Origin of the sequence: Azomonas agilis, from assembly GCF_007830255.1 — a bacterium.
Taxonomy (GTDB): Bacteria; Pseudomonadota; Gammaproteobacteria; order Pseudomonadales; family Pseudomonadaceae; genus Azomonas; species Azomonas agilis.
Genome location: NZ_VLKG01000006.1, coordinates 121013 through 138209, shown reverse-complemented (window position 1 = coordinate 138209; position 17197 = coordinate 121013). Strand labels below are relative to the sequence as shown.

The following is a 17197-nucleotide window of genomic DNA, read 5'->3' as shown; positions in this document are numbered from 1 at the left end:
TTAAATGTCATTTAATATCGCATTAAGCGGCATGAGAGCCGCTAATAAAGAGCTCGATGTAACAGGGAATAATATTGCTAACGTAGGCACTGTTGGGTTTAAGCAGTCCAGAGCGGAATTTGCTGATGCCTATGCTTCTTCCTTTTTAGGTACAGGTAGCAGTAGTACACAAAAAAGCAGCGGAGTGCGTCTATCTACTGTTTCTCAACTATTTAATCAGGGGAATATTAGCTCAACGGACAACGCGTTAGATTTGGCAATTAACGGGAGCGGTTTTTTTCAGGTTAGCAATAATGGTGTGATGGGGTATACGCGAGCAGGTTATTTTGGTCTTGATAATCAAGGCTATATTATAACCAATCAAAATCATAATCTTCAGGGTTACACCGTAGATGCTGCAGGCAATTTGCAAAATGGTGTTATTGGAAATTTGCAGATTGTAACTGATGGTCTAGCCCCAAAGCCAACCTCATCCATTAATCAGGTGTTTAATTTAAATTCGTCGATGTCGGCTCCTACTGTAACTCCTTTTAGTGCAGATGATCCTGCGAGCTATAATTCATCAACCTCGGTGAATATGTATGACTCTCAAGGAAACGTGCATGTCATGCGCCAGTATTTTGTTAAAACCAGTTCAAATACTTGGGATATGCATATTTTAATTGATGGGCGTAATCCAGGTGATCCGACAGCTACCACGCCTTATACTTTAAGTATGGATTTTTCAACCAATGGTGGACTGAATACTATTACGTCAGCGTCTACAGGTATAACAATTGATCCAGATACCAATATGGTTAATTTAACTAATTGGACTCCTGCAGCAGAAACTAATGCTTTAGATGCTAATGGAAATAAAATTTGGGCAGCTAATGGAGCAGTAGCTAACCCAGCAGGGGTTAGTATGAATTTTACTGAGGCCGCCCAGTTTGCTACAACCTTTTCGGTAGATAGTCTTAGTCAAGATGGATATGGTGCTAGTGCTTTCAGTGGTCTTGAGATTGATAGCGATGGCATGATTTATAGCCGCTATACTAATGGACAACTAAAAGTACAAGGGCAGGTTATTTTATCTGATTTTATCAACCCACAGGGTCTAACTCCTCTAGGTGATAGTTTGTGGGCTGAGTCTATGGATTCTGGGCAGCCGGTGCGTAATCCTCCAGGGTTTGGCACTTTGGGTGCTATTCAGTCCGCAGCATTGGAAGACTCTAACGTTGATCTTTCAGAGCAATTAGTGGATTTGATCGTAGCGCAACGTAATTATCAGGCTAATGCAAAAACCATTGAGACAGAAAGCTCTATTACCCAAACTATTATTGGTCTACGTTAATGATCTCTAATAAATAGGGGTAGTCATGGATAAGTTTGTTTATATTGCTATGACCGGCGCTAGGCAGAATGCGGCTGCATTGCAGGCGCATTCTAATAACTTGGCCAATATTTCTACGACAGGCTTTCAGCGTGATTTTGCTCAAGCGCGTTCAATGCCTGTTTTTGGTGAGACTTTGCCAGCCCGTGTTTACGCCATGACTGAGCGGCCGGGCACGGATTTCTCTCCCGGTGTCCTTCAGGAAACAGGGCGAGATTTAGATGTTGCGGTAAATGGAGAGGGTTGGATTGCGGTACAAACGCCAGAAGGTGGTGAAGCTTATGTGCGCACAGGGCGTTTAAACATCGACGCTCTGGGTATGCTTAGAACGGCTGATGGATTTCCTGTGTTAGGAAATGGCGGCCCCATTGCAGTTCCTCCAGAAGAGAAAGTGGAAGTAGGTTTAGACGGTACAGTAAGTATTCGTATTTTAGGAGAGGATCCTAATTTATTAGTAACTGTAGATCGTTTAAAACTGGTAAAGCCAGAGCTAAGTCAACTTAAAAAAGGAACAGATGGTTTAATTCGAGCCGAAGGAGCACCTCCACCGGTAGATGCACAGGTGCAAATTGTTTCTGGGTTTTTAGAGGCAAGTAATGTCAGTGCTGTGGATGAAATGACCTCTATATTAGCCTTGTCTCGACAATTTGAACTCAATGTGAAAATGATGCGTACTGCTGAAGAGGACTCTCGAGCAATGGCGCGCATTCTCCAATCATAATTTAATGCTTTTGGGTAGACTATGCTATCGGCACTTTGGGTCAGTAAAACCGGGTTATCAGCGCAGGATATTAACCTGCGCACTATTTCAAACAATTTAGCCAACGTTTCTACGACTGGTTTTAAAAAGGATCGAGCCGAGTTTCAGGATTTGTTATATCAAATTGTTCGCCAACCGGGAGCCCAATCAACACAAAATACCGAGTTACCTACAGGGTTACAGTTAGGTACAGGGGTGCGTATTGTCGGCACGCAAAAAATATTTACTACGGGCAGTCTGCAAACAACGGATCAGCCTTTAGATATGGCTATTAATGGTAGGGGGTTTTTCCAAATTATGACCCCTGATGGAACCATTGCTTATACTCGTGATGGAACTTTTCATTTAGATGCTGATGGGCAAATTGTAACTGCAAGTGGTTATGAGTTAGAGCCTGCCATTGTTGTTCCTCCAGAAACTCAAACTTTTACAGTAGGTGAGGATGGTACAGTTTCTATTACTATGGCCGGTCAAGCAGCAGCTCAGGTTATTGGTAATATACAAACAGCAGATTTTATTAATCCAGCGGGCTTGCAGGCGATTGGTAATAATTTATTTTTAGAAACCTTTTCCAGTGGTGCCCCTCAAGTCAGTCAACCGGGGAATAATGGATTAGGTACTGTTTTACAAAATACACTAGAAACTTCCAATGTTAGCGTAGTGGAAGAGTTGGTTAATATGATCACTACTCAGCGTGCTTACGAGATGAACTCTAAAGTTATTTCGACGGCAGATCAAATGATGGGTTATTTGAACCAAAACCTCTAATAGGGTATTGAGGGTATTTATGACCCGAGTATTTATACTCTGTATAGCCAGCGTTACCTTAACGGCTTGCGTGGCACCGCCTCCTAAGCCGAATGATCCTTATTATGCTCCAGTTTTACCGCGAACCCCTATTCCAGCTTCGCAAAATCAAGGGGCTATATATCAGTCGGGGTTTGATGTTTCGTTGTGGGATGATCGTAGAGCGCGTCGGATTGGCGATGTAATCACTATTACCTTAGATGAAAGCACTCAAGCTAGTAAAAATGCAGACTCTAAATTAACTAAGGACAGTACAACAGATTTAGGGCTTACTTCTTTTTTGGGAGGAGTATTGTCTATGTCTAGCCCTATTTCTAGTAATAGAAAAACACTGGATGCTAGTTATGATGCCCGGCGAGAAACAGATGGCTCCGGTGAAGCTGAGCAAAGTAATAGTTTAACAGGTTCTATTACTGTCACTATTTCAGAAGTTTTACCCAATGGTGTGTTGGCAGTACGGGGCGAAAAGTGGGTCACTCTAAATACAGGTGATGAGTTAATTCGGATTTCCGGGCTGATTCGCAAAGAGGATATTATGCCGGATAACACCGTATCTTCGAGTCGAGTGGCCGATGCACGCATTACCTATTCAGGGACAGGAACCTTTGCTGAAGCCAGCCAGCCGGGTTGGTTAGATCGTTTCTTTATCAGCCCTCTGTGGCCATTTTAAGGGGGGAGCATGTCTGGGCTTAGGTTATTCATCGGTTTGTTGTTTGGCCTCGTAAGTTTAGGCGTACAGGCCGAGCGCTTGAAGGATTTAGTCAGTATTCAGGGTGTACGTACGAACCAACTGGTAGGCTACGGTTTGGTTGTAGGTCTAAACGGAACGGGAGACCAGACAACACAGACACCTTTTACCATCCAGACATTCAAGAATATGCTAGCCCAGTTCGATATACAGTTACCGACCAATATTGGAACCATCCAATTAAAAAACGTTGCAGCGGTTTCTATCCATGCGGATTTACCGCCCTTTGCCAAGCCCGGTCAAGTGATTGATATCACAGTATCCTCTATTGGGAACGCCAAGAGCCTGCGTGGTGGCAGTCTATTGATGACTCCATTGCGTGGTATTGACGGTAATGTGTACGCCATCGCTCAGGGGAACTTGGTTGTAGGCGGCTTCGACGCTGGTGGGGCTGATGGGTCGCGTATTACGGTCAATGTACCTTCCGCAGGCCGCATTCCATCGGGAGCTACGGTTGAGCGGCCTGTCCCCAGTGGTTTTGAGCAGGGTTCTAGCTTGGTGCTGAACTTGAACCGTCCTGATTTTACTACGGCAAAAAATATCGTTGATCAAATCAACGACTTACTGGGGCCTGGAGTTGCTCAGGCCTTGGATGGTGGCTCTATTCGGGTGAGCGCCCCGGCAAACGTCAACCAGCGGGTGGACTATTTATCCGTCCTCGAAAACCTTGAGGTCGCACCGGGACAGGCTGTTGCTAAGGTTATTATTAATTCGCGTACAGGCACCATTGTCATTGGCCAAAACGTGCGTGTTCAGCCCGCCGCCGTAACACACGGCAGCTTGACGGTGACGATTTCTGAGGATACGACCGTCAGCCAACCTAACCCTTTATCGGGAGGACAGACGGCTGTAGTGCCTCGTTCAAGGGTGCAGGCTGAACAAGAAGCGCGTCCGATGTTCAAGTTTGCGCCTGGAGTGACGTTAGATGAGATAGTGCGAGCTGTTAATCAAGTGGGTGCAGCTCCGGGAGACTTAATGGCTATTTTAGAAGCGCTCAAGCAAGCAGGGGCTTTACAGGCTGACTTGATCGTCATTTGAGGTTGGATGCGATGTCCGCAACATTGGATAAGGTGGCCTACACGGATTTAAATCGTCTTAATCGCCTAAAGGTAGGGGATCAAGACAGCGAAGCCAATATTCGTAAAGTGGCTCAAGAGTTTGAAGCCGTATTTTTGGGGCAAATGCTGAAATCTATGCGCGCCGCCAGTGATGTATTGGCAGACAAAGAGAGCGTTGAGCATAGTTCAGCCGTGCGCCAGTATCGGGATATGTACGATCAACAAATGGCGTTAAGCCTGTCGCAGGAGGCCGGTGGGATAGGTTTAGCGGATAACTTGGTGCGTCAATTACGCCAGCGAAAAGGTACTCAACTACAGGGATCAAATACCCTGAGCTCAGAGGTGCGTAACGATGCGCCTTTGCTTAATCGACGGCGTTTGGCTTTTGCCAGTCGTAGTCAAGTGGTGGCAGGATCTCAAGCGACTTTTGGGGCTGATCTGTCGGCTCAGACGGTACGCAAAAACTTAGGCTTATCCGCCAGTCAACAAAGGTTGACCCAGAGTTCACAGACAGAAGTTGTGTCAAAGTCTCAGAATATCGTGCGCTTGGCCGATAAGACCCAAGGTGTGTGGAATCAGCCGTTTCGTTCGCAGGAGCAGTTTATCGCAGCACTCGTACCTATGGCCGAGCGAGCAGCAGAAAAGTTAGGAGTTGATCCCGAATTTTTGGTGGCTCAGGCAGCCCTTGAAACCGGTTGGGGGAAATCCGTTTTACGCACGGCTGAGGGGCAAAGTAGCCATAACCTGTTTGGAATTAAATCAACGGGATCTTGGGATGGGTCGGCTGCACAATCAATGACCACAGAATACGTACAGGGTAAAGCAGTACGTCAGAAGGAAGGCTTTAGGGTCTATAATTCATTTGAGCAAAGCTTTGAAGATTACGCACTGCTGCTGCAAAACTCTAAACGCTATACCCAAGCGTTAAAGGTTGCAGCATCAGGGGACTCCACAGGCTTTATGCAGGAGTTGCAAAAAGCAGGATATGCGACTGATCCAAACTATGCGCGCAAAATTACTCAAATTGCACGCCAAGTAGAACAAACTTATCAAAATATTGCTGATGCCGGTATGGCACCTATCACACGTACTAGAGGTTAAAAATCATGGCTGACCTACTCAGTATTGGCCGTTCCGGATTAACTGCCAGCAGAACACAGCTAACCACTACCGGTCATAATATCGCCAACGTGGACACCCCCGGTTATAGCCGGCAAATTGTCACCAAAATAGCAGAGTCAACTCGGGTCGCTAATACCGGTTATGTGGGGTCGGGAACCTCGGCGGTGAGTGTGCGTCGGGCCTACAGTGAGTATTTAACAACGCAGGTTCGCACCAATACCACGAAAAACAGCCATGCCGTTGCTTTTCAGTCTCAAGTTGAAACACTAGATTCTTTATTAGCCGATTCTACGACGGGTATTGGTTCTGCTTTAGATAGTTTTTTTACTTCATTGCAGACAGCCTCTACCGATCCGGCTAATACAACAACGCGTCAATTAGTGCTTTCAGATGCTGGAGCTTTAGCTCAACGCTTTAACAGCTTAAATGCGACAATTTCTGAGCAAAACTCATTAATTAATAAAGAAATTAGAGCAGTTGGTTCGCAAATTAATGGACTGGCTGAGACCATTGGTAAGTTAAACGAAGCTATTGCAACAGCAAGCTCTAAAGGCGAGCAGCCTAATGAGTTGATGGATAGTCGTGACGAAGCCATTAGAGAGCTTTCCTCTTATATCGGCGTTAGTGTTGTTCAGCAAGATAACAGCACATTAAACGTATTTATAGGTAATGGGCAGCCTTTAGTGGTAGGTGAAAAGGTAAATGCTTTAGAGGTTTCTCGTGATGTGGATGATCCTACACAGGTTGAAATCAACTTTGTTAATGAAAGCTCTAAGCGTGCGATTACGGGGCAATTAAATGGTGGCACCTTAGGTGGATTAATTGATTTTAGAGATAAAGTGCTCATCCCCTCTTTAAACTCTTTGGGGCAAATGGCGCTGGCTTTCTCAGACGCAGTAAATACCCAGTTATCTCAAGGGGTTGATTTAAACGGAAACAGTGGAGCCGCGCTTTTTACGGATATTAACGATGACGCTTTAGCATCTCAGCGCGTTACACCATCTACTTATAATAGTTCCGAAATAGATGGCAGTTTAAGAATTACAAGTGCTGCTAATTTGGTAGCGAGTGACTATCAACTCAGATTTGATGGGAGTAACTATACTGCTCTGCGCTTAAGCGATGGTGCTTCTATCCAAGTAAGTCAAGATGACCAAGGAGTGCTGACCTTTAAAGATACTCTAGGTCAGGATCAGGGTTTTAGTGTGACTTTAACAGGTAGTCCAGTTTCTGGAGATAGTTTTACTTTATTACCCACTCGTCAGGCTGCTGGGGATATCCAAGCAATATTGACCCAGCCTGATCAGTTAGCGTTAGCGGCCCCTTTGCGTAGTGAAGCAGCAGCCCAAAACTCAGGTACAGGCAGTATTGGCCAGCCTGAGCTTGTGGGTTCGTCTGGATCTGATTTTGAAAGTCTGGAGGCTATTTCCTCTATAACTTGGACTTATAATGCTGATGGGGAGTTGACTGCAACAGCACCTAACGTACCTGATGGTTTTTCGGTCGTTATTACTCCCGAAAATATCTCAATTGATTCTAGTAATACAAATACCCTAAGTTATAGCTTGGCGATTAATAATGGGACGAGTAGTGTCAGCTATAATATTCAACAAGATTTTAGTGGAATTCCTAAAGAAGGCGACAGCTTTACGGTATCTTTTAATAGCCAAGGTGTAGGTGATGGCCGTAATGCTCAAGCCTTAGTTGATTTACAGGATAAGCAAATTCTCGGAGTTACTCGCAGTAGCTCAGGTTACAGTTTGTCTGATGCTTACGGAAATATGGTGGAGTCTGTAGGTACTACTACGGCAGTAGCGCGTCAGGAAGTTCAGGTAACTGGTGCTGTATTAACCCAGGCTACCAATAGCAGAAACTCTCTGTCGGGTGTTGATTTAGATGAAGAGGCTGCCAACTTAATTAAATTTGAGCAGTATTATAATGCTTCTGCTCAGGTTATTCAGGTGGCTCGTTCAATGTTTGACACTCTGCTTGCAGCCTTTCGGTAAATAGGAGCTTTTTATGAGCGTACGTATTTCTACTTTGCAAGCTTTTGAGAGTGGTCTTTCAGGGATACAGCGCAACTACTCAAAAATGATCAAAACTCAGGAGCAGATCAGTAGCGGGAATCGCATTTTAACTCCTGGTGATGACCCTGTTGCCTCGGTACGCTTAATTCAATTAGAGAAGCAGCAGGAAAGTTTAAACCGATATCAAAGTAACTTAAAAACGGCTCAAAGTAGTTTGACAGAGCAAGAAACCACGTTAAATTCTGTTAATACTATTTTGCAGAGTGTTAGAGAGTTGGCTGGGCAGGCAGGTAATGGTGCGCTGGATGCTGAAGGGCGTTCTGCTATAGCTCTTGAGCTATCGGAGTATGAAAATCAACTCCTAGGCTTGATGAATACCAAGGACGCTAAGGGAAACTACTTGTTTTCCGGGTTTCAGGCGAAAACTCAGCCCTTTGTTAAAAGTGCGGATGGTTCGTACAGCTATCAGGGGGATACCGGTCAGCGCAGTCTTAAAGTGGCAGACTCTCTAACTATGGCCATCAGTAACGATGGTCAAACGGTATTTGGGGCTGTTTCTAATGCGGCTCGTTTTGCAACTTCGGTAGTTTCCACTACAGATAATACCACGTTGCGAGTTTCTAATCCTGTTGTGATCAGTGAAACTGCTGCGAAAGAATTTCCAGATGCAGGCATAGAAGTACGCTTCAGTACCGATGATCCAAACTCTTATGAAGTCTATTCTTTGTCTAATCCTGACAAAGTATTAGCAACAGGAAAAATGGATTCCAATGCTGAGAGTACAGATACATTGCTGGTGGCTGGGGTAAGTATTCAGTTAGATGGTGCTCCCGCAGGAGGTGAGGTCTTCAGAGTACAGCCTTCTTCTACTTCTGCGGGTAAGCAGGGGATATTGGATACTCTGGCTCAATTACGTCAGTCACTGGAGAATTCTTCAGCTACTTCTTATGATATTCGTGATTCGGTAGCGGCTGCTTTAACGAATATCGACAATGGTATTAATAGCGTCGATTCAGCGCGCTCTAGTATTGGCGCTCGGCTTAATGTTATTGATATTACGCAAACGGATCATGATAATGTATTATTGATCAATAAGTCGATGCAGGCTGATTTAAGGGAAGTTGATTATGCTGAAGCAATATCAACCTTGGCGCTGCAAAAAACTATTTTGGAAGCAGCTCAGCGTAGTTATGTTCAGATTAATGGTTTGAGTCTGTTTAACTTTATGTAGGTTGTTTGGTTGGTATTTTAATTGGGATAGGGAGTAAAAGGAGTTCTATATGAGTAAAATTTTGCTAAATACGCTGATGGGTTTGGTTTTGGGTTTGTCTGCTGCGCTAGGATATGCGGAGCAGGCAAAGGAGGAGGTTAAGCCTCAGCAAGAGGTAGTACCTACACCCTCTGTCGATAAACCCAGTGCGCCGACTCCGCCAGAGTCTTTGGTAGCGACCGCTAAGGTGAATCTAAATACCGCTGATGAGCTGACGCTGAATCGGGCTCTGATTGGTATAGGCCCAGCTAAAGCTAAGGCCATCGTGGAGCACCGCACGGCCCATGGCCCCTTTACCTCAGTAGATGACTTATTAGAGGTTAAGGGGATTGGGCCTGCCACATTGGAGAAAAACCGAGCCATACTCACTGTGGACTAACTCAGTTCTAGGAGATGGGCTGAGGTATTGTAGCGTTGGTTTGTGCATCCAGTGCCTGCCCGTTGATACCTCGGCTATCAGCTCCCATGAGGTAGAGGTACAGAGGCATGATTTCTTCAGGGCTAGGACGGTCAAGGGGGTTTTCTCCGGGGTACGCCTGAGCCCTCATATCGGTACGAGTCCCACCGGGATTGATGCTGTTCACTCTAATCGGTTCTACCCCTTCCAGTTCATCAGCCAGTACCTGCATTAAGCCTTCGGTGGCAAACTTAGAAATGGCATAAGCTCCCCAATAGGCGCGGCCTTTGCGTCCTACACTGCTGGAAGTAAAAATAACCGAAGCCTGTTCTGCTTGCTTGAGCAGGGGTAAACAGGCCTGAGTCAACATCAGGGTTGCGTTGAGGTTAATTTGCATGACTTGCATAAAATCTTTGGGGCTTAATTGTTCTATAGAGGTACGCGGCCCCAAGATGGAGGCATTCAGCAGTAAGCCATCCAAGCGCCCAAAGTTTTGTTGTATCAGTTGAACTAGGGCTTGGTAATCTTTGGGTTTAGCCGTTTCCAGATCAAAAGGAATGGAGACAGGTTGTGGATGGCCAGCGGCTTCGATCTCATCATAAACCGAGCTTAGGTGCGCCTCGGTTTTGCCCAGTAATAAAACCGTTGCTCCATGCGCAGCGTAGGCTTTAGCTGCTGCTGCGCCTATGCCGCGACCTGCCCCGGTCACAAGAATGATGCGCTGATGCAGTAAATGAGCAGGGGCAGTATAGGAGAACATAAAAACTCTTTTTAAATGAAGTTGAGGGTCTCATCAGCAACGGCAGATGGCTTGATCCAATATTTTGCGTAAATCACTAGGCTGGTCGATGACAGCATCTGCACCCCAGTGGTGAGCATTATCTTGCGGATGAATATAACCATAGCTGACGGCTAGGGTGCGGCATCCTGCGGCTTGGCCTGATTCAATATCGCGCCGATCATCTCCGATAAATAGCACCTCTGCAGGCTGTAGCCCAAGCTGTTGGCAAGCCAGTAACACGGGCTCTGGGTCGGGCTTACTGCGTTGCACATGCTCTGGGCAGACTAAAACCGCTGATCTTGAGGCTAAGCCAAGCTGCTGCATGATGGGCTCAGCGAAACGCAGTGGTTTGTTAGTTACCACCCCCCAAGAGAGTTTGGCCTGCTCAATATCGCGCAGTAATTCATCCATGCCTTCAAACAGGCTGCTGTGAACTGCACAACGCTGGCTGTAGTGTTCTAAGAACTCTTGGCGTAAGGCTTCGCAAACTTCCGAGTCTGGGTCTACCTCAAAGCCTGCCAAGATCATCGCTTTAGCACCCCCAGAGGCAACGGTTCGGATGCAGGCTTCAGGTACGGGCTCTAAGCCTCGGTTATGGCGCATATCTTGGATGATGGCGATAAAGTCGGGAGCGGTATCCAGTAGAGTGCCATCCATGTCGAATAAAACGGCGCGTAGTGACATCAGTGTTCCTTGATGGTTTGGATCATGTAGTTGACATCAACGTCTGAGGATAACTTGTAAATTTTAGTCAGGGGATTATAGGTAGTACCAATAATATCCCGTACTTCTAAGTCGGCTGTACGAGCCCAAGCACCCAGCTCTGATGGGCGGATAAATTTCTTGAAGTCATGGGTGCCACGAGGCAACAGTTTCAGCAGGTATTCAGCCCCAATGATGGCTAGTAGGTAGGATTTTGGGTTGCGGTTGAGGGTAGAGAAAAACACTTGGCCACCCGGTTTTACCAATTGAGCACAGGCTCGGATGACAGACAGGGGATCAGGGACGTGCTCCAGCATTTCCATGCAGGTAACTACATCAAATTGGCCGGGTAACTCTTTGGCTAAGGCCTCCGCCGTGATTTGCCGGTAATCAATCTGTAAGCCTGACTCCAATTGGTGTAAGCGGGCTACGGCTAAGGGCGCTTCTCCCATATCAATGGCGGTTACTGTTGCACCACGACGGGCCATAGATTCGCTGAGAATTCCTCCTCCACAGCCGACATCCAAAACTTTTTTTCCGGCTAAGGAGATGTGTTCATCAATCCAGTTGACTCGTAAGGGATTGATCTCGTGCAGGGGTTTGAATTCACTTTCACGATCCCACCAGCGGTGGGCTAAGGCTTCAAATTTAGCGATTTCTGCGTAGTCAATGTTGCTCATGGAGGAATACCTTTTAAAAACAGTTAGCGGTTAAGCAGAAGTAGCTTCGCCAATTTTTTGTGCCCAGGCTTTGGCTGTGGCAATAAGCTGAGTTTCGTCCAGTTGCGTCAACTGATAGTTGTCCAGAAGCTTTTTTCCAGCAACCCAAAGGTGGCGCGCTTGGTTGCGATTGCCTGCGTAAATCAGTTGGGATACGGGATCATATAAAGGTTGTTGGCTCAATCCTGAAAGGTCAAAAGCCACGATGTCGGCCTGTTTACCTAACTCCAAAGAGCCAATCTGATCCTCTAGGCCTAGGGCTCGGGCTCCATTAAGGGTCGCCATGCGTAGGGCTTGATGGGCATTTAAAGCGGTAGCTGAGCCGGAAACGGCTTTAGCCAGCAGAGCGGCAGTGCGGGTTTCTCCCAGTAAGTCTAGGTCGTTATTACTGGCGGCTCCGTCGGTGCCTATGGCCACGTTCACTCCGGCCTCCCAGAGCTGTTGCACCGGGCAAAATCCGCTGGCTAATTTCAGATTGGATTCTGGGCAGTGGATAATCTGGCAGTTGTAGCGCGTAAGTAGGGCTAAATCTTCTTCATTAACCTGGGTCATATGTACTGCTTGAAAGCGTGGCCCCAGCAGTTGCAGTCGAGCCAGTCGAGCCAATGGCCGCTCATTATTGCGATGTAGCGCTTCATGAACCTCATGGCAGGTTTCATGTACATGCATGTGGATGGCTAAATCTTGCTCTTCAGCCATTTGGCGCAAGTTTTCTAGGGTAGCATCGCTCACGGTATAGGGGGCGTGGGGGCCTAAAGCGATACGGATGCGTGGGTGATGGCGTAGGTCATTGTGCAGTTGGAACCCGATTCGTAAGGCCTCTTCAGCGCTGGGAGCTCCGGGAATGGGAAAGTCCAAAATAGGAACGCTGATTTGGGCCCGTATACCAGCGTCGTGTACTGATTGGCAGGCAGTTTGCGGAAAGAAATACATATCCGAAAAACAACTAATCCCACCTTTAAGCTGTTCTGCAATAGCTAGGTTGGTGCCATCTCGTACGAAGTCTTCATTGACCCAGCGGCCTTCGGCGGGCCAAATGTGGTTATTTAACCAGTCCATGAGCGGTAGATCGTCCGCTAGCCCGCGGAATAGCGTCATGGCCGCATGTCCATGTGCGTTGACCAATCCGGGGCTCAGCAGCATATCGGGAAGCTCTAATACCTCCTTGGCTGGATGCTGTAAGGCTTCGTCACGGGGTGCGAGTAGGCTAATTATCCCATCACGGATACCAAGGGCATAATCCTTCAGCACAACACCAGCCGGTTCGATCGGTACCAGCCAACTTGGAAGCAGTAATAGATCCAAAGGGGTTGGGGCAGGCATAGTGAGGGTTCCTAACCGAAATGAAAACAAACCAAAAGTGTAAATCAAAGCTTCCCAATCTGTGTGGGTTAAAACCAGAAGATCGCCCTTTGTAATGAAGATTATTGCTAGATTCAGCAGCCTGAACTGTTTTGGCGTACAATAGACAGCTTTTGAAGTCAGGGCAGGCATCATGCGTGAGCGTTTATTAGCGGCTGAAAAGGTAACCGCCATTCGGTGGCAGTCTGGCAACCTTTATCTGCTCGATCAGCGCTGTTTACCGCTTGAAGAGCAATGGCTGGTTTATGATTCTGCCGCAACCGTTGCCCAAGCTATTCGCGATATGGTGGTGCGTGGCGCTCCGGCTATCGGTATCACTGCGGCTTATGGCGTGGTATTGGCATTACGGGCCCGTTTGGCGGCTGGTGGTCACTGGCGCTTGGCGCTGGATGAGGATTTTCAGATTTTGGCAGCTTCTCGGCCTACGGCGGTTAACCTGTTTTGGGCGCTGGATCGCATGCGGGAGCGTTTGAACGCTTTATCCGCTCTGCCAGAAGTCGAGTTGCTGGCACAGATGGAAGCCGAAGCCATTGCCTTGCATGAAGCGGATCGTGAAGCCAATCTAACCATGGCCCAATTTGGGGTGGATTTGATCCGCAAACACAAAGCGGGCCCACAGCACCTCTTAACCCACTGTAATACGGGAGCCTTGGCTACAGGCGGTTTTGGTACGGCCTTAGGGGTGATTCGTGCTGCCTACTTGGAAGGTTTGGTCGAGCGGGTACATGCTGATGAGACTCGTCCTTGGCTGCAAGGCTCAAGGTTGACAGCGTTTGAGCTAGCCGGAGAGGGTATTCCTGTTAGCCTCAATGCGGATTCGGCCGCGGCGCACTTAATGAAATCTGGAGCCATTACTTGGGTCATCGTGGGGGCTGATCGCATTACCGCCAATGGTGATGTCGCCAACAAAATCGGTACGTATCAATTGGCCGTTCTAGCCATGCACCACGGCGTGCGTTTCATGGTGGTGGCTCCTAGCTCTACTATTGATATGCAATTGGCTTCAGGGGATGAAATTCCCATCGAGGAGCGGGCGGGTACTGAGTTGTTAGAGGTTCATGGCCAGCGCTTTGCTGCTGAAGTAGAAGCTTTTAATCCCGTGTTTGATGTAACCCCCGCCGATTTGATTGATGCCATTATCACAGAGAAAGGCGTGGTGGAGCGGCCCAATGCTGAGAAGATGGCCGCCCTGATGAGTCGTCGGCGACTGCATTAAGCATGAGTAGATACCCGGCTCTGTGTTACTATCTCCCCCTTTGTAATACCCCTGCTGACAATAAGGAATAGGGCTTTCCATGGGCGAACTGGCCAAAGAAATTCTCCCGGTCAATATCGAAGATGAGCTGAAACAGTCATACCTCGACTATGCCATGAGCGTCATTGTTGGTCGGGCTTTGCCGGATGTACGCGATGGCCTTAAGCCGGTGCATCGTCGGGTGCTGTACGCCATGAGCGAAATGGGCAACGACTGGAATAAACCTTACCTCAAATCAGCGCGGATCGTGGGGGATGTGATCGGTAAATACCATCCCCACGGCGACTCAGCGGTATACGACACCATCGTGCGTATGGCCCAGCCGTTCTCTCTGCGCTATATGCTGGTCAATGGCCAAGGAAACTTCGGCTCGGTGGACGGCGACTCTGCAGCGGCCATGCGTTACACCGAAGTACGGATGTTTAAGTTCACCCACGAGTTACTGGCCGATCTGGACAAGGAAACCGTAGATTGGGTGGATAACTACGACGGCTCCTTAAAAATCCCCGCCGTACTGCCCACTCGTATTCCCAATCTGCTGGTCAACGGTTCTAGTGGTATTGCTGTGGGTATGGCCACCAATATTCCGCCGCACAACCTCAATGAAGTCATTGACGGCTGTTTGGCATTGATCGACAACGCAGACTTGTCGGTCGATGACTTAATGCAGTACATCCCAGGCCCGGACTTCCCCACAGCGGGCATTATCAACGGGCGTGCAGGCATTATTGAGGCCTACCGTACGGGCCGTGGCCGTATTTATGTGCGCGCCAAGGTTGATATTGAGGACATGGATAAAGGCAGTAACCGCCAGCAGTTAGTGGTGACTGAGCTGCCTTATCAGGTCAACAAAGCGCGCTTGATTGAAAAAATCGCCGAGCTGGTTAAAGAGAAGAAGATCGAAGGCATCACTGAGCTGCGCGACGAGTCTGATAAAGATGGCATGCGAGTGGTGATTGAGCTGCGTCGCGGTGAAGTGCCGGACGTGGTGCTGAATAATCTCTATGCTCAGACCCAGTTGCAAAACGTGTTCGGTATTAACATGGTGGCGCTGGTAGATGGCCAGCCGCGTTTGCTGAACCTCAAAGATTGCTTAGAAGCCTTTGTGCGCCACCGCCGCGAAGTCGTGACCCGGCGCACGGTGTATGAGCTGCGCAAAGCCCGTGAGCGCGGCCATATTCTGGAAGGCCAAGCGGTTGCTCTGTCCAACATTAATCCCGTGATTGAGCTGATCAAAGCCTCACCCAGCCCCGCAGAAGCCAAAGAGCGCTTGCTGGCCACTGCTTGGGAGTCCAGTGCTGTCGAGGCCATGGTTGCACGGGCAGGAGCTGAAACCTGCCGCCCGGACGATCTGCCCGAAGAATACGGACTGCGCGAAGGCCGCTATTACCTATCGCCAGAGCAAGCTCAAGCCATTCTGGAATTGCGCCTGCACCGTTTAACCGGCCTAGAGCACGATAAGCTGCTGGCTGAATATCAGGAAATTCTGACTCAAATCGGTGAACTGATCCGCATCCTGACCAGCCAAGAGCGGCTGATGGAAGTGATTCGGGAAGAGTTAGAGAAGGTTAAGACTGAATTTGGTGATAAGCGCCGGACTGAGATCACCGCCTCGCGCGTAGATTTGACTATTGCTGACCTGATCACTGAAGAAGAGCGGGTAGTGACCATTTCCCACGGTGGCTACGCCAAGACCCAACCCTTGGCGGCGTATCAAGCGCAACGCCGTGGCGGACGGGGTAAAGCGGCTACCGGGGTAAAAGACGAAGACTATGTGGAGCATCTGCTGGTCGCCAACAGTCACACCACGCTGTTGCTGTTCTCCAGCAAGGGCAAGGTCTATTGGCTGAAGACCTACGAAATCCCCGAAGCTTCGCGCACGGCACGGGGTCGTCCTCTGGTCAATTTGCTGCCCTTGATGGAGGGTGAGCGTATTACCGCCATGCTTTCTGTTGACTTAGAAGCATTGCAGCAATCTGGAGGCGAAGAGGATTTAGACGAGGAAGTGGCTGTTATCGAAGGCGAAGTTGTCACTGAGTCTGATACAACTGACGAATCAGAGGGTGAAACGCCGGAGTTGGTTGCCGAGCCAACAGGTGCTTATATTTTCATGGCCACAGCGTTCGGTACAGTGAAGAAAACTCCGCTGGTGCAATTTAGCAAGCCTCGTAGTAATGGCTTGATTGCTTTGAAGTTGGACGAGGGGGATACCCTAATTGCGGCTGCGATCACCGATGGCTCGAAAGAAGTCATGTTGTTCTCTAGCGCAGGCAAAGTGATCCGTTTCGCGGAAAGTGTTGTGCGTATCATGGGGCGCGCAGCACGCGGCGTTCGAGGTATGCGTTTGAGTAAAGATCAGCAACTGATTTCAATGTTAATTCCAGAGTCAGGGGCTCAAATTTTGACTGCCTCTGAGCGCGGTTATGGTAAGCGGACACCGCTTTCTAAGTTCCCACGCCGAGGCCGAGGCGGTCAGGGTGTTATCGCCATGGTCACCAACGAGCGTAACGGCGCTTTGGTTAGCGCAATCCAAGTGCTGGATGGCGAAGAAATCATGCTGATTTCCGACCAAGGCACGCTGGTGCGGACGCGGGTGGATGAGGTTTCCCTACTGGGCCGTAACACCCAGGGCGTCACCCTGATTAAGCTGGCTGAGGACGAGCATTTGGTAGGGTTGGAGCGGGTTCAAGAGCCTTCCGACGAGGGACTGGACAGCCTTGAAGCAAGCGAGGAAGCTGTGGGCGAGGATGAACTCGAAGCCATGGCCATCAACGCCAGCAACGAAGAAGAGCATTAATCCACCCTGAAGGCTTTCAG

At 48.4% G+C, this 17197-nt stretch carries 15 protein-coding genes; 11 read left to right on the top strand and 4 right to left on the bottom strand.

What is annotated here, in order from left to right:
- The first annotated feature begins 4 nt into the window (after window positions 1-4).
- The 9 genes from flgE to LX59_RS09515 are packed head-to-tail and all read left to right on the top strand — an operon-like array spanning window position 5 to window position 9543.
- Window positions 5-1333, top strand: coding sequence for a flagellar hook protein FlgE (gene flgE / locus LX59_RS09555; protein ID WP_144571633.1), 1329 nt, complete (start codon window positions 5-7; stop codon window positions 1331-1333).
- Between the two features lie 25 nt (window positions 1334-1358).
- Window positions 1359-2093 carry a flagellar basal-body rod protein FlgF gene (flgF, locus tag LX59_RS09550; RefSeq protein WP_144571632.1) on the top strand — a complete coding sequence of 245 codons (735 nt, stop codon included), beginning with the start codon at window positions 1359-1361 and terminating at the stop codon, window positions 2091-2093.
- 21 nt (window positions 2094-2114) lie between these two features.
- The gene (gene flgG / locus LX59_RS09545; RefSeq protein ID WP_144571631.1) at window positions 2115-2900 is read left to right on the top strand and encodes a flagellar basal-body rod protein FlgG; all 786 of its coding nucleotides are present in this window, start codon (window positions 2115-2117) and stop codon (window positions 2898-2900) included.
- A 19-nt stretch (window positions 2901-2919) separates the two neighbouring features.
- Entirely contained in the window at window positions 2920-3609 is a 690-nt protein-coding gene (gene flgH, locus LX59_RS09540; RefSeq protein ID WP_144571630.1) for a flagellar basal body L-ring protein FlgH, read from the top strand.
- Between the two features lie 9 nt (window positions 3610-3618).
- Window positions 3619-4725, top strand: a complete 1107-nt coding sequence (locus LX59_RS09535) for a flagellar basal body P-ring protein FlgI (RefSeq protein ID WP_144571629.1) — start codon at window positions 3619-3621, stop codon at window positions 4723-4725.
- An 11-nt stretch (window positions 4726-4736) separates the two neighbouring features.
- Complete coding sequence (flgJ, locus tag LX59_RS09530) at window positions 4737-5846, top strand: flagellar assembly peptidoglycan hydrolase FlgJ (RefSeq protein WP_144571628.1); 1110 nt, start codon at window positions 4737-4739, stop codon at window positions 5844-5846.
- Between the two features lie 5 nt (window positions 5847-5851).
- Entirely contained in the window at window positions 5852-7873 is a 2022-nt protein-coding gene (flgK, locus tag LX59_RS09525; RefSeq protein WP_144571627.1) for a flagellar hook-associated protein FlgK, read from the top strand.
- 13 nt (window positions 7874-7886) lie between these two features.
- Complete coding sequence (gene flgL / locus LX59_RS09520; protein ID WP_144571626.1) at window positions 7887-9125, top strand: flagellar hook-associated protein FlgL; 1239 nt, start codon at window positions 7887-7889, stop codon at window positions 9123-9125.
- A 49-nt stretch (window positions 9126-9174) separates the two neighbouring features.
- On the top strand, window positions 9175-9543 hold the full coding sequence (locus LX59_RS09515) for a ComEA family DNA-binding protein (RefSeq protein WP_144571625.1): 369 nt from the start codon (window positions 9175-9177) through the stop codon (window positions 9541-9543).
- A gap of 7 nt (window positions 9544-9550) precedes the next feature.
- Here LX59_RS09515 and LX59_RS09510 read toward each other — a convergent pair whose 3' ends face one another.
- The 4 genes from LX59_RS09510 to LX59_RS09495 are packed head-to-tail and all read right to left on the bottom strand — an operon-like array spanning window position 9551 to window position 13086.
- Window positions 9551-10321 (bottom strand): YciK family oxidoreductase, encoded by a 771-nt coding sequence (locus LX59_RS09510; protein ID WP_144571624.1) that lies wholly within the window; start codon window positions 10319-10321, stop codon window positions 9551-9553.
- Window positions 10322-10354: 33 nt separating this feature from the next.
- Window positions 10355-11026, bottom strand: a complete 672-nt coding sequence (gene mupP, locus LX59_RS09505) for an N-acetylmuramic acid 6-phosphate phosphatase MupP (RefSeq protein WP_144571623.1) — start codon at window positions 11024-11026, stop codon at window positions 10355-10357.
- Window positions 11026-11724 carry a bifunctional 2-polyprenyl-6-hydroxyphenol methylase/3-demethylubiquinol 3-O-methyltransferase UbiG gene (gene ubiG, locus LX59_RS09500; RefSeq protein WP_144571622.1) on the bottom strand — a complete coding sequence of 233 codons (699 nt, stop codon included), beginning with the start codon at window positions 11722-11724 and terminating at the stop codon, window positions 11026-11028. The genes mupP and ubiG overlap by 1 nt, the downstream gene beginning before the upstream one ends.
- A 30-nt stretch (window positions 11725-11754) precedes the next feature.
- Complete coding sequence (locus LX59_RS09495; protein WP_144571621.1) at window positions 11755-13086, bottom strand: TRZ/ATZ family hydrolase; 1332 nt, start codon at window positions 13084-13086, stop codon at window positions 11755-11757.
- A gap of 172 nt (window positions 13087-13258) precedes the next feature.
- Here LX59_RS09495 and mtnA point away from each other — a divergent pair, with 172 nt between their 5' ends.
- Window positions 13259-14341 carry an S-methyl-5-thioribose-1-phosphate isomerase gene (mtnA, locus tag LX59_RS09490; RefSeq protein ID WP_144571620.1) on the top strand — a complete coding sequence of 361 codons (1083 nt, stop codon included), beginning with the start codon at window positions 13259-13261 and terminating at the stop codon, window positions 14339-14341.
- A 79-nt stretch (window positions 14342-14420) separates the two neighbouring features.
- Complete coding sequence (gene gyrA / locus LX59_RS09485; protein ID WP_144571619.1) at window positions 14421-17177, top strand: DNA gyrase subunit A; 2757 nt, start codon at window positions 14421-14423, stop codon at window positions 17175-17177.
- Window positions 17178-17197 lie beyond the last annotated feature (20 nt).